The sequence below is a fragment of the Methylobacterium organophilum genome (genome assembly GCF_022533465.1).
Lineage (GTDB): Bacteria > Pseudomonadota > Alphaproteobacteria > Rhizobiales > Beijerinckiaceae > Methylobacterium > Methylobacterium organophilum.
The window spans coordinates 3848675-3870148 of record NZ_CP092848.1; the positions used below are offsets into that span (position 1 = coordinate 3848675).

Consider the following 21474-nt stretch of genomic DNA (forward strand, 5'->3'; position numbering starts at 1 on the left):
GTCAGGATCGCCCCGCATCCGATTGATCGCAAAGACGCTCGCTCCGCCCGATGCTGAAGTCCTTCAACCTCTCCGAATGGGCGCTCGCGCATCGCTCCTTCGTCTGGTTCCTGATGGTGGTCTCGGTGATCGCCGGCGCCATGGCCTATCAGCGGCTCGGCCGCGAGGAGGACCCGGCCTTCGCGATCAAGACCATGGTCGTGCAGGCGCGCTGGCCGGGCGCCACCATCCAGGACACCCTCGAGCAGGTCACCGACCGGATCGAGAAGGAGGTGCAGCAGATCAACGCGGTGGATTTCACCCGCAGCTACACCACGCCCGGCCAGGCCACGGTGTTCGTGCAGCTGCGCGAGACCACGCCGCCCAAGACCATCCCCTGGCTGTTCTACCAAGTGCGCAAGCGCATCGGCGACATCCGCAACACCTTCCCCGAGGGGATCGAGGGGCCATCCTTCAACGACGAGTTCGGCGACGTCTTCGGCAACATCTACGCCTTCACCGCCGACGGCGTCTCGATGCGGCAATTGCGCGACTACGTGGAGCGGGTGCGCACCATCATCCTGCGCGTCAAGAACATCGGCAAGACGCAGATCCTCGGCGCCCAGAACGAGGTGATCTATCTCGACTTCTCCACCCGCAAGCTCGCCGGCCTCGGCATCGATTTCCAGACCCTGATCCGGACCCTGCAGGCGCAGAACGCGGTCGCCCCCTCCGGGGTGATCCAGGCGGGGCCGGAGCGGGTCTCCGTGCGCGTCGGCGGCCAGTTCGCCGACGAGAACAGCCTCAAGGCGATCAACCTGCGTGTGAACGACCGCTTCTTCCGCCTTGCGGACGTTGCGGAAATCCACCGCGGCTATACCGACCCGCCCCAATCCCTGTTCCGCTACAACGGCAAGCCGGCGATCGGCCTCGCCATCGCCATGCAGCCCAGCGGCAACCTGCTGGAATTCGGCGAGGAGCTGAAGGCGCGCCTGCGGGTCGCCGAGGCTGAGCTGCCGATCGGCGTGGGCGTCCACCTCGTCTCCGACCAGCCCAAGATCGTCGAGGAGGCGGTGGGCGGCTTCACCAAGGCGCTGGTCGAGGCCGTCGTCATCGTGCTCGCGGTCTCCTTCGTGAGCCTCGGGGTGCGGGCGGGCCTCGTCGTCTCCCTCTCGATCCCCCTCGTGCTCGCCATCGTGTTCATCGTCATGGAGATCATGGGGGTGACGCTGCAGCGCATCTCGCTCGGCGCGCTCATCATCGCCCTGGGTCTGCTCGTCGACGACGCCATGATCACCGTGGAGATGATGGTGGCGCGGCTGGAGCAGGGCGACAGCCTGCACAAGGCGGCGACCTTCGCCTACACCTCCACCGCCTTCCCGATGCTCACCGGCACGCTGGTGACGGTGGCGGGCTTCCTGCCCATCGGCTTCAACGGCTCGGCGGCGGGCGAGTACACCTATTCGCTCTTCGTGGTGATCGCGGCCGCGCTCCTGGTCTCCTGGGTGGTGGCGGTGCTGTTCGCGCCGCTGATCGGCGTGAAGATCCTGCCCAAGACGATGAAGCATCACAGCGAGAAGCCGAGCTTCCTGCTGCGCAGCTTCCGGGCCGTGCTGATCCCGGCCATGCGCTTCCGCTGGGTGACGGTGCTGATCTGCCTCGGCCTGCTCGGGGCGGCCATCGTCGGCATGGGCCACGTGCAGCAGCAGTTCTTCCCCGCCTCCGACCGCAACGAGGTGCTGGTCGACCTGACCCTGCCGCAGAATGCCAGCATCGGCGAGACCAAGGCCCAGATGGACCGGTTCGAGGAGGCCCTGAAGGGCGACCCGAAGATCCGCCACTGGAGCTCCTACGTGGGCGAGGGCGCGATCCGCTTCTACCTCCCCCTCGACCAGCAGCTCGGCAACGCCTTCTTCGGGCAGATCGTGATCGAGACCGTGTCGCTCCAGGCCCGGGACGAGACCATGGCGCGGCTGAACGAACTCGCCCGCACCCAATTCGTCGGCACCGACGTGTTCGTGCACCCCCTCGATCTCGGCCCCCCCGTCGGCCGGCCGATCCAGTACCGCCTGTCCGGGCCCGACCTGCAGGTGGTGCGCGCCCAGGCGCTCAAGCTCGCCAACGTGATGGCGACCGATCACCGGATCGGCGTGCCCACCTTCGACTGGAACGAGCCCGGCAAGGTGCTGCGGGTCGAGATCCTGCAGGACAAGGCGCGCCAACTCGGGGTGACGAGCCAGGACATCGCCGGCATCCTCAACGGCATCGTCGGCGGCACCACGATCACGCAGGTGCGGGACTCGATCTACCTCGTGAACGTGGTCGGCCGGGCGCTCGCCGTCGAGCGCAACTCCGTCGACACCCTGCAGAGCCTGCAGGTGCCGCTGTCGAACGGCGCCACCGTGCCGCTGCTCGCCTTCGCCCGGCTCCACTACGACCTGGAGCAGCCGATCGTCTGGCGGCGCGACCGCCTGCCGACCATCACGGTCCGCGCCGCGATCACCGACGACACCCAGCCGCCCACGGTGGTCAACGCCCTGGCGCCGGCCATCGCGCAGTTCACCAAGGAACTGCCCGAGGGCTACGAGCTCGCCGTCGGCGGCGCCGTGGAGGAGAGCGCCAAGGGCCAGGGCCCGATCGCGGCTGTGGTGCCGGTGATGCTGCTCGCCATGGCCTTCTTCCTGATGGTGCAGCTCCAGAGCGTGCAGAAGCTCTTCCTCGTCTCCAGCGTCGCGCCCCTCGGGCTGATCGGCGTGGTCGCGGCCCTGCTGCCCTCCGGAGCGCCGATGGGCTTCGTGGCGATCCTCGGCGTGCTGGCGCTGATCGGCATCATCATCCGCAACGCGGTGATCCTGGTGACGCAGATCGACGAGTTCGAGGCCGAGGGCATGGCGCCCTGGGACGCGGTGGTGGAGGCGACCTGCCACCGCATGCGCCCGATCCTGCTCACCGCCGCCGCGGCGAGCCTCGGCATGATCCCGATCGCCCGCGAGGTGTTCTGGGGGCCGATGGCCTATGCCATGATCGGCGGCATCCTCGCGGCGACCTTCCTGACCCTGCTGTTCCTGCCGGCCCTCTATGTCGGCTGGTACCGGATCCGCCCGGGCAAGCCGGCGGCGGGGGCGGCGCCCGCGCAGGCGTGAGGGCCGCCCCCGGCCCCCACGCCCCCAAGATCAGGTCCTCAGGCGGCGCGGCCGAGGCGGCTGTGGCGCCGGCCCCAGGCGAAGTAGATCACCAGGCCGATCGCGAGCCAGATGAGCAGGCGCAGCCAGGTCTCCCCGTCGAGGGAGGCCATCATCGCGCCGCAGAACAGGATGCCGAGGATCGGCACCAGGGGCACCAGGGGCGTGCGGTAGTCGCGCCGGGCATCGGGCTGGGTGCGGCGCAGGATGATCACGCCGAGGCAGACCAGGATGAAGGCGAGCAGGGTGCCGATGCTCGTCATGTGGCCGAGCTGCGAGATCGGCAGCAGGCCGCCGAGCGCGCTCGTGAACACCATGAAGAACAGGTTCGAGCGGTAGGGCGTCTTCCAGGTCGGGTGGATCGCGGAGAAGAAGCCCGGCAGCAGCCGGTCCTGGCTCATGGTGTAGAAGACCCGGCTCTGGCCGAGCAGCAGCACCAGGATCACGGTGGAGAAGCCGCAGATCACGCCGAAGGTCACGAGGGTCTTCAGCCAAGGGTAGGGCGTCTGGGCGATGGCGGTGTTCACCGGCGCGGCGTCGCCCCGCATGGCGTCGTAATGCACGAGCCCGGTGAGCACGCCGGCGAAGCCGATATAGAGCGCCGTGCAGATCGCCAGCGAGCCCAGGATGCCGATCATCATGTTGCGCTGGGGGTTCTTGGCCTCCTGCGCCGCGGTCGAGACCGCGTCGAAGCCGACATAGGCGAAGAAGACCACGCCCGCCGCGCGCATGATGCCGGAGATGCCGTACTCCCCGAAGGTGCCGGTGTTCTCCGGCAGGAACGGCACGTAGTTCTGGCGCTTCACGTAGAACAGGCCGACCCCGATCACCACGAGCACCACGGCGAGCTTCACGAGCACGATCACCGCGTTGACCCGGGCGGATTCCCGGATGCCGACCATCAGGAGGAACGAGGCCGCCACGATGATGAGGACCGCCGGCAGGTTGACGAGGCCCGCCGCCGTGGTCCCGTCGGCCAGGGTGTAGGTCTCGAAGGGGGCGTGCACGAGGGCGGCCGGCAAGTCGATGCCGAACTGGTGCAGCAGCCGCGTGACGTAGCGCGACCAGCTCACCGAGACCGTGGCCGCGCCGACCGCGTATTCGAGGACGAGGTCCCAGCCGATGATCCAGGCCACAAACTCGCCCATCGTGGCGTAGGAATAGGTGTAGGCCGAGCCCGCCACCGGGATCATCCCCGCGAGCTCGCTGTAGCACATGCCGGCGAAGGCGCAGCCGATCGCGGCGATGGCGAAGGAGACCACGACCGCGGGGCCGGCATGCTCAGCCGCCGCGATGCCCGTGAGCGAGAACAGCCCGGCCCCGATCACCGCGCCGATGCCGAGCCCGATCAGGCTCCAGGGGCCGAGATGGCGTTGCAGCTTGTTCTCGCCGGCCTCCGCATCGGCGTTCAGCCGCTCCAGCGACTTCACCCGAAAAAGATCGCCCGCGATGCCCGACGCCATGCCTGTCCTCGATTGTCCGTTGCGTGAGGTTCTGGAACCTTGACGCAATCAAGCGTCGAAAACGCCGGCCGCGCAATGCGGTCCCGACGACGCGTCGGGGAGGGCGGGTCTCCGGCCGGCGGGACGGGCCGGGGAATCTTTGAACGGGGAGGGTCTCCGGCGGTTTCCGGGGCAGAGGGGGGACGTGCCGGCGGGGATCCGCCGACGCGATCCGCCCCAGCCCCCCGAGGACCGGACCGCCCCATGAAGACCGCCCGCACTCCGCTCGACCGCCAGGTCGTCGTCATCACCGGCGCCTCGAGCGGGATCGGCCTCGCCACCGCCCGCCTCGCCGCGCAGAGGGGCGCGCGGGTCGTGCTCGCCGCCCGCAACGGCGAGGCGCTGGCGGAGATCGTCCGGGAGATCGCGCGCGAGGGCGGCACCGCGAGCCACGTCGCCGCCGACGTCGCCGAGCGGGCCGCGGTCCAGGCCGTCGCCGATCACGCGATCGCGCGCTTCGGACGCATCGATACCTGGGTGAACGATGCGGGCCTCTCGATCATCGGCCGCCTCGAGGAGGTGAGCGAGGCCGACCACGAGCGCCTGTTCCGGACGAACTTCTGGGGGGTGGTGAACGGCTCCCTGGTGGCGGCGCCGTACCTCAAGGAGAGCCACGGCACGCTGATCAACCTCGGCAGCATCGCCTCCGACATCCCGTTCCCGCTCCAGGGCATGTACTGCGCGAGCAAGCACGCCATCAAAGGCTTCACCGACACCCTGCGCATCGAGTGGGAGGACGAGGGGGCGGACGTGGCGGTGACGCTGATCAAGCCGGCGGCGATCGACACCCCCTTCCCGCAACACGCCCGGAACTACACCGACCGCGCGCCCAAGCTGCCGCCGCCGGTCTACCGCCCCGAGGCGGTGGCGGAGGCGATCCTGCATGCCGCCGTCCATCCGCGGCGCGACCTCTATGTCGGCGGCGGCGGCCGGCTGATGACCGCGGCCCAGGCCCTCGCCCCCCGCGCCTTCGACCGGATCGGCAGCACCCTGATGGGCCAGCAGTTCCAGGACGCCCCCGCCCGCGACCGGGAGGGCAGCCTGCACGCCGCCGGCCGCCGCCCGGGGCGCGTCTCGGGCGGCCATCCCGGGCACGTGATGCAGCGCAGCCTCTACACCCGCAGCCAGCTGCACCCCCTCGCCACCGCGGCCGTGGTGGCGGGCGTCGGGCTCGCCGCGGCCAGCCTGATCGGCGGCGGCCCGCGCCGCCCCTGAGCCTATTCGTCCACCCGAGAGAGGAGACCGTCCCATGACGACCGCACCCCCGCCGGTCCCGCCGGCCAACCGCTCCGACAAGGGCCCCGGCAGCGCCGCGCCCGCCCCGAAAGAGACGGGCCGGCCCAATCCCGGCGCCGATCCGGACAAGACCGGACAGGCCGGGAACGCCAAGGTCAACACCACGCATCAGGGACACCAGCAGGACCGATGAGCACCTCCTCGAAGACGCCCGCCGCCGACCGCCATCACGGCGGCCCCGGCAGCAGCCACCAGCGCCCCGACCGGCCGGATCCGACGGAGGGGAGGGGCCCCCAGCCCGGCGCCGCCACCAGCGGAGCGCCGTCGAAGGTCTCCGGCGGCGGCGGCGAGCGCGACCGGCATCACCGCCATGCCGCGTCGGGCAAGGCGGACACGCCGCGCTCCCACTGACGACGGGATCCGCGCGCGATGACGACCCGGGAGCCGACACTCGACGCCTTCCGCGTCCTTCTGATCGCGGATCCGCCCTCCCCCCTGGCCGCCTTCGACGCGGCCCTCTGGAGCTACCTGGCTCCCATCGAGGGCCTCACCGCCCAGATGCAGGCCCTCGACGTGCTGGAGCGTGCCGTTGCGGACGGCTTGGCGCGCGGCGCGCGCGCCTCGTCCCTGCCCCTCCTGCTCGCGGCCCTCGGCCGCCACCGGGCCAGGCTGTCCGAGCCCTCCGCCTGACCGGAGGCCCCGTGCCGCCGCGGGACCGGAACCGGCAGCGCCGTTAAGAATTCGGAAACCATACCGCGCAAAGCGCCGCGCCGGGGTGTGGGCAGGTGTGAGCAACGGTGAGGAAACGCACCGCAGAATCCCGCCCGTTCCGGTTAAGGACTATTAACGTTTGAGGTGGCGCGAAGGCGCCGACCGGCCCGAACCCAGCAGCAGTACGACGATGAGCGACCGGATCGAAGACCTGAAGTTCCTGATGACCATGATGGTCGTGACCCTGGGCGGCAGCGCCCTGGCGGCCCTCGTCGGCTGAGGCGCAAGCCCGCTCCGAGACCGAGCGGGCGGCTTTCCGGGAGGGCAGGCCATCGGCGAGGGCCGGTGGGGCATCCCGGTGACAGCGCCGGCGGCGAGAATCGCCTAAATCCTTCGGATGAGAACGGGTGGGGAACGTCGGCGGGTGCCGGCGGCGGCCCTCCGTGCCGGTCCGAGGAGGGGAGCCATGCGAGTGGGATGCGCGTCCGTAGCCTTGGCCCTGCCGCTGGCCCTCGGGCCGCTCCCGGCCCTGCCGGCTCCGGCGGAAACCACCCCGGAAACCGGCGTCCCGGCGGGCCCGGACCTGGAGAGCCTGCGCCGGCAATGGCATCGCTGCGTGCGCCAAGCCTATTCCGGCCAGCCCGTCAGCGTGCCCAAGCAGGCGGCGCAGAACGCGGCGCTCGCCGAATGCAAGCCGGCCGAGGACGCCTATGTCGCCGGCGTTCTCGCGGCCCAGGGCAGCGAGGGCGCCAGCGCCCATGACGGCCATAGCCTGACGAGCCGCGCCCGGGCCTGGATGGCCTCGGTGGCCGCCTATGTCGTCGATCCCGTGACCGCCTGGCTCGGCGGCCTCACCCGCTGACGCCTCGATCCCGAAGCTCCGTGCGCAAACTCCTCGTCATCGGCATCGGCACGGGCAACCCCGCGCATCTCACCGTCCAGGCGGTCGAGGCCCTGCGCAGCCTCGACGCCGTGTTCGTCCTCGACAAGGGCGGCTCGAAGAGCGCGCTCACCCGGATCCGCCAGGAGATCTGCGACCGCTACATGGGCGAGCGGCCCTACCGCTTCGTCGCCGCCCCCGATCCCGAGCGCGACCGCGCCCCCGCCGATTACGGCACGGCGGTCGCGGACTGGCACGCCGCCCGGGCCGCCCTGCTCGAGGACCTGATCGCCCAGAACCTGCCCGAGGGCGGGACCGGCGGCTTCCTCGTCTGGGGCGACCCCTCCCTCTACGACAGCACGCTGCGCATCATCGACCGCATCGCCGCCCGGGGCCGGCTGCCCTTCACCCATGCGGTGATCCCGGGGATCAGCAGCGTGCAGGTCCTCTGCGCGAGCCACCGCATCGCCCTCAACCGCATCGGCGAGCCGGTTCATGTCACCACCGGCCGGCGCCTCGCGGAGGGGCTGCCGGAGCCCCTCGACACCACCGTGGTCATGCTCGACGGCGACCCCGCCCTCGACCGGCTCGACCCGGACCTCACCATCCATTGGGGCGCCTATCTCGGCACGCCCGACGAGATCGTGGTGGCCGGCCGGATCGGCGACGTGGCGCCGGAGATCCTGCGGCTGCGGGCCGAGGCGCGGGCGCGCCACGGCTGGATCATGGACACCTACCTGCTGCGCCGGCCGCGCTAGGCGGCACGGAGCCGACGGGGCAGGGTGCGACAAATCGGCCCGGCCGCGGGAGGCCCTTGCCTGTTCGCCCTTCCGTACGAATAATCCTTTCTATCGGACGATCGGCGACCGCACGAATCCGTCTCCCGCCCGGAATCGGCCTCGGAAAGGCCCTGGCAGAGCCCTTGCTTGGCCGGCTCCATACGGGACACTGAGCCGCGGACGAACAAGGTCGCGCCACGTCCCGAAGGGGCTGACACCATGACACGAGCGGCGCGGAACGCGTTGCGCGGATTGAGTCTTCTGGCCGGCGGCCTGTGCTGTGCCCTGGGCATGACCGGCCTGGCGCCGGCCGGGCTCGGGCCGCCGCCGGAGCCGGTTCCGGCCCTCGCGGCGCCCCCCGCCCGCGGCCTCGCCTTCCGGCCGGAGACTTTGCCCGGCCCCGAGCCCGAGGCCTCCCCCGCCCGGGTCGCCCTCGGCCCCGGCGGCCACGACATCCGGCTCTCCGGCGAATTGGGGGAGGGGACGGCGGACCGGCTCGCCCGGCTCCTCGCCGCGCATCCGGGGGTGGAGCGCATCCATCTCACCAGCGAGGGCGGCCTCGTCGACGAGGGCAACGCGCTCGGGGAGCTGATCGCGGCCCACCGCCTCGTGACCTACGTGCCGGATTACTGCGTCTCCGCCTGCACCCTCGCCTTCGTGCGCGGCCGCGAGCGGCTGATCGTGGCGAGCGCCCGGCTCGGCTTCCACGCGCCCTACGAGACGGGGCCGCTCGGGCTCGACATCCAGGCCGATTCGGGGCCGGAACGGGCGGCCTATCTCGCGGCGGGGGTGACGGCGGATTTCGCCGACACGGCCCTGGCGGTGGCCTCCGGCGATCTCTGGATCCCGGATCCGGCCCGGCTGATGCGCGGCAACGTCGCCACCGGCGTGGTCGGGACCGACCGCTTCCCGGATTCGAGCCTCGACGACGGGCCGGACCTCGCCCATGCCCGCGCCGCCGCCCTGCGCAACGTGCCGCTCCTCTCCGCCTTCGAGGGGAGGGCGCCGCAGGTGATCGACGCGGTCGCGGTCCGGGCGCTCGGCGCCTATCTCGAGGGCCGATCGGAGGACGCGGTCCTCGCGGGGATGCAGCGGGACGCCGCCCGGGCGGCGGCGCGAGCGCTGCACGGCGCCTCCGACGAGACCCTGCTCGCCCTCGGGCGCCTCCTGGTGCGGGCGATGGAGCGGGCCGGCCCGAGCCACCCGCAGACCTGCGCCCGCCTCGCGGAAACGGGGGACCTCGTCCTCGCGCAGCGGATGCTGACGGGCGCGGTCGAGGCGCGGGATCTCGTCCGGCAGGCCCTCGACGACGCCGTCCTGCCCGTGACGATCGAGGTGGAGGACACGGAGGCGGCCCGGCTCGAAGCGGCGGCGGCGATTCCCGATCCGGCCTCCGCCTGCGCGCTCCAGCATCGCCGCTACCTGCGGGCCCTGAGCCTGCCCTTGCCCGAGGCGGCCACGGCCCTGCGCCGGCTGATCGCCCCCGGGAAGCGGCCGGCCCTGGAGGCGACGGCCCGCCCCTGAGCCGACCGGCTCAGTGGGACTGGCTGCCCTCCGGCGGCTGCAACCGCCGCGCGAGTTCGAAACCGATCTCCAGCGCCACCGCATCGACGAGGCGGGCGAGGGGCGGATTGGGCAGGCCCTCGACCAGCCCCTTCATCGCCACCACGTGGTCGGCGAGGCGGTTGACCCGGCGCTGCGCCTCCCGGGCCGCGCTGCCGCGGACCATGCGCTCCTCCGTGAGGTCGAAGGCGAGGCCGGTGGCGCGGTCGTGCTCGCCCCGCCCCATCAGCCGCAGCCAGCGCCGCCCCTCCGGACCGCCGCGGGTGCGGAACTCGACCTCGAAGGGCTCCCTGCCCTGCCGGGCCGCGAGCAGCACGCTCTCGACCCGCGTGCCTTCCTCGATCCGGGCGAGAAAGGCGGCGAGCGGCACGCCCGCCGTGGCGTCTTCCTCGAGACCCAGCAGCCGGGTCAGCGCCTGGGCCGCGGCGAAACGGTCGCAGGCCGCCTGGTGTGACCAGGGGCCGAGACAGGCCGACCGGGCGAGGGCATCTTCGAGATCGGGGTGAAGGGCCGACATGGGGCTCCGGGCTACGGGCGGGCGACCCACGACCCGGAAGGCGTCCCGCCCCGGCTATTCGCCGCTCGGAGACAAACCTCAGGTTAAGGCGTTGGTGCCCGGATTTCGCAATTCCGGGAGCCTACAGTCCTTATCATACATCAGTAAAGCGAAGATCGAAGCGGCAACGCAGATTCAATTTCAAGTTAAATTTGCGCGCACGGAAGCGGTGTCGCCCCGCCGGCGCCTGCCCCCGCGGGATGCACTTTAACCAACGGTTAACCCTGTTTGGCGATCAGGGGATCAGGCGATCCCGGTGTCACAGGACGGGCGCCCGCGCTCAGAGCGCCCGGACGACAAGAGCCCGCCTGGACCGAAAGGGAGCGCCCGATCATGAAAGCCATCACCTTCGTCACCCAGAAGGGAGGCAGCGGGAAGAGCACGCTGTGCATCTCGCTGGCCGTCGCGGCGCAGGAAGCCGGACACAGCGTCTGCATCCTGGAGATGGACCGGCAGGCCACGATCTCGGACTGGCTCGACCACCGCACGGCGGAGGGCCCCGAGGTGGCGCAGATCGACGCCACGCAGATGGAGCTCGTGATGGAGCGCCTGCGCGATTCGGCCTACGACTACGTCTTCATCGACACCCCCGGCGTCGATTCCCCCGGCACCCTGGCGGCGATCCGCGCGGCCGATCTCTGCATCATCCCCTGCCGGCCCACCCCCGCCGATCTGCGCGCCTTCAAGCCGACGCTGGCGGCGGTCTACCGCCTGGAGAAGAAGTTCGCCTTCGTGCTGAACCAGACCCCGCCCCGCTCCTACCGCATCCGCGACGCGGCGGACGGCCTGGCGGTGCTCGGCATCCTGCCCGACGTGAACATCGTGGCCCGCACCGACCACCAGGACGCCATCGGCGTCGGCCAGGGCGTGACCGAGTTCAACCCGAAGGGCCAGGCCGCCGACGAGGTGCGCCGGCTCTGGGGCTGGATCGAGCGGCGCATGCAGGCGAGCCGTCATGTCAAAGCCGCCTAAGCTCAACCTCGCCTCCATCGTGGCGGCGGCGAGCCCGGCGCGGGGACAGAAGACGGCGGAGATCGTCTCCCTCGACCGCGCCCCACCCCAGCGCCCGGCCCCCGCCACGCTGAAGCAGCGGGCGCGGCAGATGTCGGTCTATCTGGAGCCGCCGGTCCACGACCAGCTGCGCGACCTCGCCCATGTCGAGCGCACCAAGATGCACGCCCTGATGCTCGAGGCGCTCGACCTGCTGTTCCGCCAGCGCGGCGCCCGCTCGATCGAGCAGGTCATGGCGGATCGCCGCTGAGGGCGGCCGGAACGCGAAGACGCCCGCTGTCCGAGGGGCTTGAGGACGGATCCTGATCCGCCGCCTCAGGCCCCTTTCCCTGTGCGGCCTCGCCGGGCACCCGTCCGCCGGCGCGCAAGCCCCCGGCCCCGCAGGAAGATTGTTGTGCGCAAACGAATCCGTTCAGCTTTCCTTTACGGCGTTCGGACGATTTTGGGCGGGGGAGGCGGCTGCCGCCGGCTTCCCGTGTGACGGCCCCGCACCGGCGCTCCCCGCGCTGCGGGTGCCCGTGTGGCGTGACGGGGAGCCCAGGCGTGTCCTCATGGCGGGTGTCGAGAAGACCGGAAAGGGTCCCTTCCCGTATGCGTCGGCCCTGCCGCCGTTCGGCGCGCCCTTCTGGAAGCTCCTCGGCGTCTGCGCAGTGGCGCTGACGACCGCCAATTGCAGCACCAATCCGCAGAAGCTCGCCGGCGCCTCCGGGGGCAACGGCATCGATCCGAAATACGGCGTGCGCGCCAGCCGGCGCCTCTACAACGAGGGCGACGTGATCCCGAAGGGCGGCGGCCGCCGCTTCTCCGGCAAGCCCTACGTGGTGGCGGGCAAGACCTACGTCCCGCGGGAGGAGGCCCGGGGCTATGTGCGCCAGGGCCTGGCCTCCTGGTACGGCAGCGCCTTCCACGGCCGCATGACCGCCAACGGCGAGGTGTTCGACCGCCACTCGATCGCGGCGGCCCATCCGACCCTGCCGCTGCCGAGCTATGCCCGGGTGACCAATCTCGACAACGGCTACTCGATGGTGGTCCGCGTCAACGACCGCGGCCCCTACCATGCCGGCCGCGTCATGGACGTGTCGGAGGAGGCGGCCCGCGCCCTCGATTTCCACCGTCGCGGCACCGCCCATGTGCGGGTCGAATATGTCGGCAAGGCCTCCACCGCCGGCAGCGACGACCGCCGGCTGCTCGCGACGCTCCGCACGGACGGCCGCCCGGCCGGCATCAGCACTCCGGTCATGATGGCCGATCTCGGCCCCGACACGGATCCCGACGTCGAGCGCTTCACCCGGCCGGAGGCCGCGCCCCTCGCCTTCAAGCCGAAGGACGAGGAGGCCCGGGAGACCGGAACGGCCGAAGCGCCCGAGCCCGCCCCGGCCCCGCGCCCGGCCCGGCCCGCCCCGGTCATGGTCGCGAGCGCGGCGAGCGTCGCCGTGCCGGCGGCCCTGCAGCCGACCGCGCGCCGCGCCGCGCCGTTCCGCCCCGCCCCGTCGTGGCCGGCACGGCCCCGCGCGCCACCTTCGCGGCGGCGCAAGGGCCGGCCCGCAGCCAGCACGCCCAGGCCGCGCCGCTCAGCCTCGCCCCCGCTCCGCTCAAGCTCGCCGCCGCGCCCGCCGGCCGGGCGCCGATGGCGATCCACGGTTCGGGCCCGAAGGGCGCGCCGGCGATCCGCAACGCCGCCCTGGCGCCCGGCAAGGCCGCGGCCGCGCCCCGCATGGCGGCCCTCTCCGCCCCCGGTTCGGGCAAGGCCAAGCCGGCGGTGATGCCGGCCGCCGCCCAGGCCGCCATGGCCAAGCTCGCCGCCGCCTCGGCGCCGAAGGGCAAGGCCCCCGCGATGGCCGACACGAAGGCCGGCGCCAAGGGCAAGCGCTCGCGGATCGCGGGCGTCTACTGACGGGAGGGGCGTCCCGGCCTTGTGATGCCGGGAGCGATGCGGCAAAGCGGGCCGGCCGACTTTCGAAGACGCCGCCCGAGCCCCCCATGCACGACATCCGCGCCATCCGCGAGAACCCGCAAGGCTTCGACCACGATCTCGCACGCCGCGGGCTGGCGCCGCTCTCCGCCGAGCTGCTCGCCCTGGACGATGCCCGCAAGAACGCCGTCTCGGCCGCGCAGGCCAACCAGGAGCGCCGCAACGCCCTGGCCAAGGAGATCGGCGGCGCCAAGAAGGCGAAGGACGAGGCCCGCGCCGCCGAGCTGATGGCCGAGGTCGCCCGGCTGAAGGAGGAGGGGCCGGCCCTCGACGCGGCGCAGGCGGAGGCCGCCAAGGCCCTGGACGAGCGCCTCGCCGCGATTCCCAACCGGCCGAAGGCCGAGGTGCCGGAGGGCGCCGACGAGCACGGCAATGTCGAGTATCGCCGCTTCGACTCCGCGCGCAGCCGCCTCGCCGAGGGCCGCCAGCATTTCGAGCTCGGCGAGGCCACCGGCCTGATGGATTTCGAGGCGGCGGCCAAGCTCTCCGGCGCGCGCTTCGTGGTGCTCAAAGGTCAGCTCGCCCGGCTGGAACGGGCGCTCGGCCAGTTCATGCTCGACCTGCACACGCAGGAGCATGGCTATCTGGAGGTGGCCCCACCGATCCTGGTTCGAAGCGAAGCAATGTTTGGGACAGCGCAGCTGCCCAAATTCGCCGACGACCAATTTTCCGCATCTACCCCTTTTGCATCCGCCGCCGATTTTATGCAGCAGGTTTTTACAAATGATATTGGATTTCTAGACGAGGCAAAAAAATTAAAATCTAATCTGTTGAGCGACACATCGAATTCATCCGATCAAGGAAGCAAAATCTCTGTTGAGATTAGTTCCGACTTTGCCGAGCAACAAAAACAATATTATGATCGGATGAGGCCACTTGCAGAGGCCGCCGCTCATCGCTGGCTCGTCCCCACTGCCGAGGTGCCGCTGACCAACCTCGTCCGGGAAAGCATCCTCTCGGAGGACCAGCTCCCCCTGCGCGTCACCGCGCTCACGCCCTGCTTCCGGGCCGAGGCCGGGGCGGCGGGACGCGACACCCGCGGCATGCTGCGCCAGCACCAGTTCAACAAGGTCGAGCTGGTCTCGATCACGGCCCCCGAAAAATCGGACGAGGAGCACGAGCGCATGCTCGCCTGCGCCGAGGCGGTGCTGAAGAAGCTCGACCTGACCTACCGGGTGATGACGCTCTGCACCGGCGACATGGGCTTCGCCAGCCAGAAGACCTACGACATCGAGGTCTGGGTGCCCGGCCAGCAGACCTACCGCGAGATCTCCTCCTGCTCCGTCTGCGGCGACTTCCAGGCGCGGCGGATGAACGCGCGCTACCGGCCGAAGGACGGCAAGGGCGTTTCCTACGTGCACACCCTCAACGGGTCGGGCGTGGCCGTGGGCCGCGCCCTGATCGCGGTGATGGAGAACTACCAGAACCCGGACGGCAGCGTCACGATCCCGTCCGTGCTCCAGCCCTATATGGGCGGCCTCAACCGGATCGAGGGACCGAACTCCTGATGCGCATTCTCGTCACCAACGACGACGGCATCCACGCGCCGGGCCTTGAGACGCTGGAGCGCATCGCCGGGGAGATCAGCGACGACGTCTGGGTGGTCGCCCCCGAATCCGACCAGTCCGGCGTGTCGCATTCGCTGTCGCTGAACGATCCCCTGCGCCTGCGCCAGGCCGGCGAGAAGCGCTTTGCCGTGAAGGGCACGCCCTCGGATTGCGTGATCATGGGGGTGGCCCATCTCCTCAAGGACCACAAGCCGGACCTCGTGCTGTCCGGGGTCAATCGCGGCCAGAACGTCGCCGAGGACGTGACCTATTCCGGCACCATCGCCGGCGCCATGGAGGGCACCATCCTCGGCGTGCCCTCCATCGCCCTGAGCCAGGCCTACGGCCTCGGGGGGCGGGCCAACATCAAGTGGGGCTGCGCCGCCCATCACGGCGCCAAGGTGATCCGCAAGATCCTGGAGATCGGGATCGAGCCGGGCATCCTCGTCAACGTGAACTTCCCCGATTGCGAGGCGGAGGAGGTGCAGGGCATCGCGGTGGCCGCCCAGGGCCAGCGCAACCAGGCCCTGCTCGCCATCGACGCCCGCCACGACGGGCGCGGCAATCCCTATTTCTGGCTCGCCTTCGCCAAGGCCCGGTTCGAGCCGGGCAACGGCTCGGACCTCAAGGCCATCGCCGACCACAAGATCTCGGTGACGCCCCTGCGCCTCGACCTCACCGACGAGCCGACCCTGACTCGCTTCGCCCAGGCCTTCCGGGACTAGGGGAGCGGCCCGGCGAGAGCTCAGGGCACCGGGTAGCGCCGCCCCTTCCAGAGGGCCACGCCCGCGCGCTCGGCGCGGGTGAGGGCGTTCCACTGGATCGCCAGGGCGATCAGGACGGTGACCGGATGAAGCGGGATCGTGACCGCTGGCTCGGCCGCGGCCCGGGTGATCGCGGCCCGGGTCGCAAGCGAGATCAGGCCGGCGGCGAGGCTGACGGCGAGCGAAGCGGTCGAGAGCCCGCCGAGGAGCCCCACGAGCACGAGCAGCCAGGGCAGGACGTGCCCGCCGAACAGGAGCAGCGTCCAGACGGGCAGCGCCCGCGGCGTCGCCATGCCCTCGTTGGCGTTCTTCGAGAAGCCCGCCCAGGCGGCCGCGAAGCCCGGATACATCCGGCAGGTCGCCAGCGCCGAGGCCGCGACCAGATCCGTCCGGTAGCCGGCCGCCCGGAACAGGCGGGGCAGCCGCACGCCATCGTGCAGGCTTCTGCGGATCGCCCCGTGGCCGCCGCTCGCGGCATAGGCCGCCGCCTCGACCAGGATCAGCTGACCGCAGGCGGCGCCGAGGGAGGGATCGGGCCGCGCCCGCATCAGCGGCATCGGCAGGTAGCCTAGGAGCAGGAAGCCGATCATCGGCACGGTGAGGCGCTCGCCCAGCGTCTCCATGCGCTGGCGGGGCAGGCCGCTCACCAGGGCGGCCCCGCTGCGGGCGGCATGGGCCGCGAGGCGCGCGGCGCCCTCCGGCGCGAGGCGCACATCCGCGTCGATGAAGAGCAGGCGCTCGCCCCGCGCCGCCGCGGCCAGGGCCGCGCAGGCGTTGTTCTTCCCCGTCCAGCCCTCCGGCAGGGAGGGCACGGGCAGGAGGCGCAGGCGGGGATCGCGGGCGGCGAGGGCGGCGACGATCGCCGCGGTGTCGTCGCTGGAATGGTCGTCGCCGACCAGCACCTCCACCGCCACGCCGCGGCTCGCCAGGGCCGCCTCGACGGTCTCGGCGATGATCGCCGCCTCGTTCCGGGCCGGGATCAGGATCGAGACGAGGCCGGTCCCGACCGGGCCGGGCTCGGGCGTGCGGTAGACCGCGAGGTTCACCGCCGCGATCACGGCCGGGAGCAGGGCGAGGACGAGGGCCAGGAGCGCGAGGGCGAGCATCATCGCGGCCGCTCCCCCTCCGGGCGATGGGCCGGGTCGAAGGACCGTCCGCGGGCGAGGGCGACGAGCCGGCGCCAGCCGTCATAGACCCCGCCGATGCCGCTCCGGCCCGCGAGCACGGGTTCGAACCGGCCGGGATCGCGGGCGATCACGTCCTGGCTCAGGCGGTCGAGCAGGGCCGTCAGATCTCCCTCCAGCCGGGCCAGGCGCGCCGGGCGCGGGAGGGACAGCAGCACGGAGGCGGGGATCGGCGGGCCGAAGGCGCAGAAGGCTTCCGCCCCGCGCTCCTGCCAGAGGGCGTATTCGAGGGCGACGGGCACGAACAGGGCGTCGGGGGCGATCTCGGCGAGATGGGCGATGCCGGGCTTCAGGCCGAGGGGCCGCTCGCGCACATCCGCGAAGCGGCCCTGCGCGGTGACCCAGAGGGCGCGGTTCCGCCCCGAGAGCACGCTGCGCGCCGCGGCGAGGAACTGCAGCGCCCCCTTCCGCGACGCGAGATCGACCGGGAAGGCGCCCATGCGGCGGAACACGCCGTAGCGCTCCAGCATCCGCGCCTCGAACGGCGCGAAGCCCTCGCGCTCCGGAAACAGCCGGCCGGCGAGCACGATGAGGGTGGCGGCATCCCACCAGGCGGGATGGTTGCAATAGAGGACGAGCGGCCCGGCATGGCCGGCGCAGGCCGGCCGTCCCCAGCGGGCGAGGCGCAGGGCGTTCATGTGCCGGCGGAAGAAGCGGTCGAACCAGGGCAGCATGAAGCGCCAGACGAGGGCCGACCGCTCCGGCGGAGGCGGGGGGGCGCTCACGCGCGCGAGCCCGTCACGCGCCGGCTCCTCACGCGCTCTGGCGCAGGGCCGGCTCCGCCTGCTGCGGACGGCCCTTGCGCAGGTCCTGATCGAGGGCGTCGGCGGCGATCCAGCCGGACATCATCACCATGGGCATGCCGGGCCCGGGATGGGCGGCGCCCCCGGCGAGGTAGAGGCCGCCGACCTCCCGCGAGCGGTTGCCGGGCTTGAAGGCGCCCATCATCCGCCCGTGCGAGGCCAGCCCGTAGATCGCGCCGTTGAGCACGTTGTAGCGCTCGTGGATGTCCCGGGGCGTGAGGTGCCGCTCGACGACGATGCGCGCCTCCAGGTCCGGCATGCCGCCGGTGCGCTTCAGCTTCTCCAGGATCACCCGGCGATAGATCGGGAACATCGCCGACCAGTCGTGATGCGGCCGCAGATAGGGCGTGTGCACGAGGACGTAGAGCGCCTCGCCGCCCTCCGGCGCCACGCTCGGATCGGTGATCGAGGGCGCGGCCAGATAGGCGGTCGGGTCGGGGGCGGGCTCGCCCTTCCGGTAGATGAAGTCGAACTCCTCCTCCGGGTCGCGGGAGAAGACGAAATCGTGGTGGGCCAGGTGCTCGTAGCGGCGGTCGAGGCCGAGATAGAGCACCACGCCGGAGCAGGCGGGCTCGAAGCTCCGCTTCTCGTAGGCCTTGCCGACCGCCCCGCCGACGAGCTCGCGGTAGGTGCGCACGGAATCCATGTTGGAGATCACCGCGTCGTAGGCGACGCTCTCCCCGCCGAGGCGCAGCCCGCGCACGGCGCCCCCGGCGATGTCGAGCCCGGTCACGGCGGCGGCGGGCCGCAGGGCGACGCCGAGTTCCTGGGCGAGCCGGGTGAGCCCCTCGGCCACGGCCCGGGTGCCGCCCATCGGGTACCAGACGCCCTCCGCGGTCTGCATATGCGCGATCGCGCAGAGCACCGCCGGCGCGCCGTAGGGGGAGGAGCCGACATATTGCACGAAATGGTCGAGCATCTGCGCGAGGCGGGCATCCTTCACCTTGCCGCGGATGGTGCTCGCCACGGTGGCATGCATGCGCAGGCTCAGAACGTCGCGCAGGGTGCCGGGATTCATGTTGGCGCGCAGGTCGATCGTGTCGAACAGATCCTGCACCGCCTTCCAGAAGAAGAACCGCTCCGAGACGCCGTGCAGATGCTCGGAGAGGGCGATGAACCGCTTGTAGCCCTCGCCCACGCCCTGGCCGGGGGCGAAGCGCTCCATGGTGGCGGCCATGGCCTCCACGTCCTCGATCAGGTCGATCCGCGCGCCGTCCTCGAAGAAGCAGCGCCATTGCGGGTCGAGCCGGCGCAGGTCCATGTAGTCGTGGACGCTGCGGCCGGCCTCGGCGAAGATCCGCTCCAGCACCCGGGGCACGGTGAGGATGGTCGGCCCCATATCGAAGCGGAAGCCGCCCTCGTGCAGCACCGCGGCCTTGCCGCCGAGCCAGGGATTCTTGTCGTAGAGGGTGACGCGGTGCCCCCGCGCCGCCGTCACGCAGGCCGCCGCCAGCCCGCCGAGGCCGCTGCCGATCACGGCGATCGAGGAATCCTGGCTCATGGGCGTCGTGCTCTCCGGATCGGCGTGAGGCCCGAAGCTCGGCCGATCCGCTGGGCCGAAGCTACGATCGGGAATCGCGGGGTCAACGCGCCAACCGGTCGCGCCATCCCCTTCGACAGGTTTTTCATGCGGGCTGCCCCCGTCGCACCAGGGCGAGGGCGGCGCCGAGGCCGGCCAAGGCCAGCCCCGCCAGCACGGCCCAGGCCGGAAGCGCCGCCGTGGCACCCTCGCTCAGGGCGCGCTGGAAGGCCTCGATCGACCAGGCATTGGGCGTGAGCCATCCGGCCTGCTGCAGCCAGGGCGGCATGAGGAAGCGGGGCACCATGCTGCCGCCCACGGCGGAGAGCAGGAGCACGCCGAAGGTCGCGACGAGATGGGCCTGCTGCCGCGTCGCCGCGAGGGCGCATCCGGCCAGCGCCAGGCCCGCGGCCATGGCGGCGACGAGGAGCGCGGTGACGAGCCAGCCGATTCCATGGCGGGAAACGTCGACGCCGTGGAGCAGGGCGGCGGCGGCGAAGATCAGCGCCGTCTGCACGACGCCCTGGAGGGTGAGGAAGGCGAACTTGCCCAGGACGATCGCCGGCAGGCCGCCGGGGGCGGCGGCGAGCCGGTCGGCCAGGCCCGCGCTCCGCTCGTCGACGAGGGAGAGCGCCCCCTGCATCGCCGAGAACAGCAGGAACACGGCGGTGATGGCGCCGGCGTAATAGGCGACGCGGTCGTTGCCGCGGCCCGACCCGGTGGAGCGGCGCTCCACCCAATTGGCGAAGGCGAAGGGCTCCTTCTTGGCCCGCTGCTCGGCGAAGGTCTCCTCCAGGAAGGCGCGCTCGTCTGCGCCGATCTTGCCCGAGCGCTCGACGTCGGCAACGATCCGGGTCAGCACCACGTCGGGCAGGGCCTCGTTGAGGACCCGCTGGAGCTGGCCCAGGGCGATCGGCGTGGCCAGCGCCCGCGCGGGATTCTCGACGAGCAGCACCGGCTGATCGGCCGGCGCGGACGCGCTGCCCGCGGCGAGATCGCCGCGCAGGACCAGGGCGACGTCGACCGTCCCCCGGCGCACCGCCGCCACGACCGCGTCGACGTCGCCCGCCTCCAGCCGTTCGAGGCGCAGGGAGGGCTCGGCGGCAAGGGCGCTCAGCAGGCGCCGGGTCGTCGGCGTGTCGGCGAGATCGGCCACGCCGAGATGGATCCGGATGCGCTCGCCGATGGCGCCGGAGAAGATCGCGGCGAAGACCACGAAGATCACCGTCGGCAGCAGGAAGGCCATCGCCAGGGCCGCCCTGTCGCGCAGGAGGGACAGCCACATCACCCGGAAGGCGGCGCTCATCGGCCCGTCTCCGCCAGGGACAGGGCGGGGGCGGGCGCCGGGGGCGCGCCGGCCAGCACCGCGCGGTAGAGCGATTCCAGCCCCGGCCGGCGCAGGCGGATCTCCGCCACCGGCACGCCGAGGGCGCGCAGATGCGCGAGCAGGGCCGCCCCGTCGAGGCCGTTCTCGGTTCGTCCCCGCCACACCGTGGCACCGGCCGGGGTGAAGCCGGCGGCGGCGAGGGCGGCCCGCGCCGCCGCGGCGGGGGCGTCTTCGAGGAGCACCTCCTGCTCGGGCGCGTCCCGGCGCAGGGGATCAAGCAGGGCGGGGAGGGGCCCCTCGCGCAGGAGGCGCCCCTCCCCGAGGACGGCGACGCGGTCGGCGAGCCGTTCGGCCTCGGCGAAATCGTGCGTGCTGACGAGGAGCCCGGCGCCCTCCGCGCGCAGGCCGGCCAGCAGGGCGTGGATCGCGGCCCGCGCCTCGAGATCGACGCCCTGGGTCGGCTCGTCGAGCAGGATCAGGCGGGGGCGGGCGACGAGGCTCGCGGCGATGTTCGCCCGGCGCTGGTAGCCGCCCGACAGGGTGCCGACGATCCGCCGCGCCACCGGCCCGAGCGCCCCCTGGTCGAGGGCCCGGGCGACGGCCGCCCGGCGCGTCCCGGCGGACAGCCCGGCCAGCTCGGCGAAGACGTCGAGATTCTCCGCTACGGTGAGCCGCGGATAGAGGGCGATCTCCTGCGGGACCCAGCCGATCAGGCGGCGCACGGCGCCCGCGCGGAACGGATCGCCCCCGGCCACCCGGACGCTGCCGGCGGCCGGGGCGAGACGCCCGGCGACGAGGCGCATCAGCGAGGTCTTGCCCGCCCCGTTGGGGCCGAGCAGCGCCAGGATCTCCCCCGCCCGGAGCGTCAGGTCCACCCGCGCCAGGGCCGGCCGGCCGCGATAGGCCAGGGAGGCGGAGGCGACGACCACGAGGGGGGATCCGCTCTGGCTCATCGGCCG

Annotated in this window: 21 protein-coding genes; 14 read left to right on the forward strand and 7 right to left on the reverse strand. The window is 72.0% G+C overall.

The genetic code is table 11. The features are described from left to right. Positions 1-53 precede the first annotated feature (53 nt). Positions 54-3122, forward strand: coding sequence for an efflux RND transporter permease subunit (locus MMB17_RS18125; protein WP_276518071.1), 3069 nt, complete (start codon positions 54-56; stop codon positions 3120-3122). 38 nt (positions 3123-3160) lie between these two features. On the opposite strand, the gene MMB17_RS18130 is transcribed toward MMB17_RS18125, so the two are convergent. Beyond that, the gene (locus MMB17_RS18130) at positions 3161-4624 is read right to left on the reverse strand and encodes an amino acid permease (protein WP_241099785.1); all 1464 of its coding nucleotides are present in this window, start codon (positions 4622-4624) and stop codon (positions 3161-3163) included. Positions 4625-4867: 243 nt separating this feature from the next. Here MMB17_RS18130 and MMB17_RS18135 point away from each other — a divergent pair, with 243 nt between their 5' ends. From MMB17_RS18135 to MMB17_RS18165, 7 genes are all read left to right on the forward strand, one after another. Further along, positions 4868-5878: an SDR family oxidoreductase gene (locus tag MMB17_RS18135; protein ID WP_241099786.1), complete on the forward strand. Its 1011-nt coding sequence runs from the start codon at positions 4868-4870 to the stop codon at positions 5876-5878. A 34-nt stretch (positions 5879-5912) separates the two neighbouring features. Beyond that, positions 5913-6092 (forward strand): hypothetical protein, encoded by a 180-nt coding sequence (locus tag MMB17_RS18140; protein WP_241099787.1) that lies wholly within the window; start codon positions 5913-5915, stop codon positions 6090-6092. Then, a complete protein-coding gene (locus MMB17_RS18145) occupies positions 6089-6310 on the forward strand; it encodes a hypothetical protein (protein ID WP_241099788.1) in 222 nt (73 codons plus the stop codon). Before MMB17_RS18140 ends, MMB17_RS18145 begins: the two co-directional genes overlap by 4 nt. 18 nt (positions 6311-6328) lie before the next feature. After that, on the forward strand, positions 6329-6589 hold the full coding sequence (locus MMB17_RS18150; RefSeq protein WP_241099789.1) for a hypothetical protein: 261 nt from the start codon (positions 6329-6331) through the stop codon (positions 6587-6589). A gap of 487 nt (positions 6590-7076) precedes the next feature. After that, on the forward strand, positions 7077-7472 hold the full coding sequence (locus MMB17_RS18155) for a hypothetical protein (RefSeq protein ID WP_241099790.1): 396 nt from the start codon (positions 7077-7079) through the stop codon (positions 7470-7472). 20 nt (positions 7473-7492) lie between these two features. Beyond that, positions 7493-8248 (forward strand): precorrin-6A synthase (deacetylating), encoded by a 756-nt coding sequence (gene cobF, locus MMB17_RS18160; RefSeq protein WP_241099791.1) that lies wholly within the window; start codon positions 7493-7495, stop codon positions 8246-8248. A 273-nt stretch (positions 8249-8521) separates the two neighbouring features. Next, on the forward strand, positions 8522-9793 hold the full coding sequence (locus MMB17_RS18165) for a COG3904 family protein (protein WP_241099792.1): 1272 nt from the start codon (positions 8522-8524) through the stop codon (positions 9791-9793). 10 nt (positions 9794-9803) lie between these two features. Here the strand turns inward: MMB17_RS18165 and MMB17_RS18170 are convergent, their stop codons facing one another. After that, positions 9804-10349 (reverse strand): hypothetical protein, encoded by a 546-nt coding sequence (locus tag MMB17_RS18170; RefSeq protein ID WP_238311175.1) that lies wholly within the window; start codon positions 10347-10349, stop codon positions 9804-9806. A 372-nt stretch (positions 10350-10721) separates the two neighbouring features. Here MMB17_RS18170 and MMB17_RS18175 point away from each other — a divergent pair, with 372 nt between their 5' ends. The 6 genes from MMB17_RS18175 to surE all read left to right on the forward strand — a co-directional run bounded on the left by MMB17_RS18175 (position 10722) and on the right by surE (position 15643). Then, positions 10722-11360 carry a ParA family protein gene (locus tag MMB17_RS18175; protein WP_241099793.1) on the forward strand — a complete coding sequence of 213 codons (639 nt, stop codon included), beginning with the start codon at positions 10722-10724 and terminating at the stop codon, positions 11358-11360. Beyond that, positions 11344-11649, forward strand: a complete 306-nt coding sequence (locus tag MMB17_RS18180) for a ribbon-helix-helix domain-containing protein (protein ID WP_241099794.1) — start codon at positions 11344-11346, stop codon at positions 11647-11649. Before MMB17_RS18175 ends, MMB17_RS18180 begins: the two co-directional genes overlap by 17 nt. Positions 11650-11950: 301 nt before the next feature. Further along, entirely contained in the window at positions 11951-13162 is a 1212-nt protein-coding gene (locus MMB17_RS18185; RefSeq protein ID WP_241099795.1) for a septal ring lytic transglycosylase RlpA family protein, read from the forward strand. Further along, positions 13114-13293: a hypothetical protein gene (locus MMB17_RS18190; protein ID WP_241099796.1), complete on the forward strand. Its 180-nt coding sequence runs from the start codon at positions 13114-13116 to the stop codon at positions 13291-13293. Before MMB17_RS18185 ends, MMB17_RS18190 begins: the two co-directional genes overlap by 49 nt. Positions 13294-13379: 86 nt before the next feature. Beyond that, positions 13380-14879, forward strand: a complete 1500-nt coding sequence (gene serS, locus MMB17_RS18195) for a serine--tRNA ligase (protein ID WP_241099797.1) — start codon at positions 13380-13382, stop codon at positions 14877-14879. Further along, the gene (gene surE, locus MMB17_RS18200; protein ID WP_238311180.1) at positions 14879-15643 is read left to right on the forward strand and encodes a 5'/3'-nucleotidase SurE; all 765 of its coding nucleotides are present in this window, start codon (positions 14879-14881) and stop codon (positions 15641-15643) included. Before serS ends, surE begins: the two co-directional genes overlap by 1 nt. Positions 15644-15663: 20 nt before the next feature. Here the strand turns inward: surE and MMB17_RS18205 are convergent, their stop codons facing one another. From MMB17_RS18205 to MMB17_RS18225, 5 genes are all read right to left on the reverse strand, one after another. Further along, entirely contained in the window at positions 15664-16791 is a 1128-nt protein-coding gene (locus tag MMB17_RS18205) for a glycosyltransferase family 2 protein (RefSeq protein WP_241099798.1), read from the reverse strand. Beyond that, positions 16788-17540 carry a lysophospholipid acyltransferase family protein gene (locus tag MMB17_RS18210; protein WP_241102233.1) on the reverse strand — a complete coding sequence of 251 codons (753 nt, stop codon included), beginning with the start codon at positions 17538-17540 and terminating at the stop codon, positions 16788-16790. The genes MMB17_RS18205 and MMB17_RS18210 overlap by 4 nt, the downstream gene beginning before the upstream one ends. Before the next feature lie 79 nt (positions 17541-17619). Beyond that, positions 17620-19170 (reverse strand): phytoene desaturase family protein, encoded by a 1551-nt coding sequence (locus tag MMB17_RS18215; RefSeq protein WP_238311182.1) that lies wholly within the window; start codon positions 19168-19170, stop codon positions 17620-17622. A 124-nt stretch (positions 19171-19294) separates the two neighbouring features. Beyond that, complete coding sequence (locus MMB17_RS18220; protein ID WP_241099799.1) at positions 19295-20494, reverse strand: ABC transporter permease; 1200 nt, start codon at positions 20492-20494, stop codon at positions 19295-19297. Continuing rightward, entirely contained in the window at positions 20491-21468 is a 978-nt protein-coding gene (locus MMB17_RS18225; protein ID WP_238311184.1) for an ABC transporter ATP-binding protein, read from the reverse strand. The genes MMB17_RS18220 and MMB17_RS18225 overlap by 4 nt, the downstream gene beginning before the upstream one ends. Between the last annotated feature and the right edge of the window lie 6 nt (positions 21469-21474).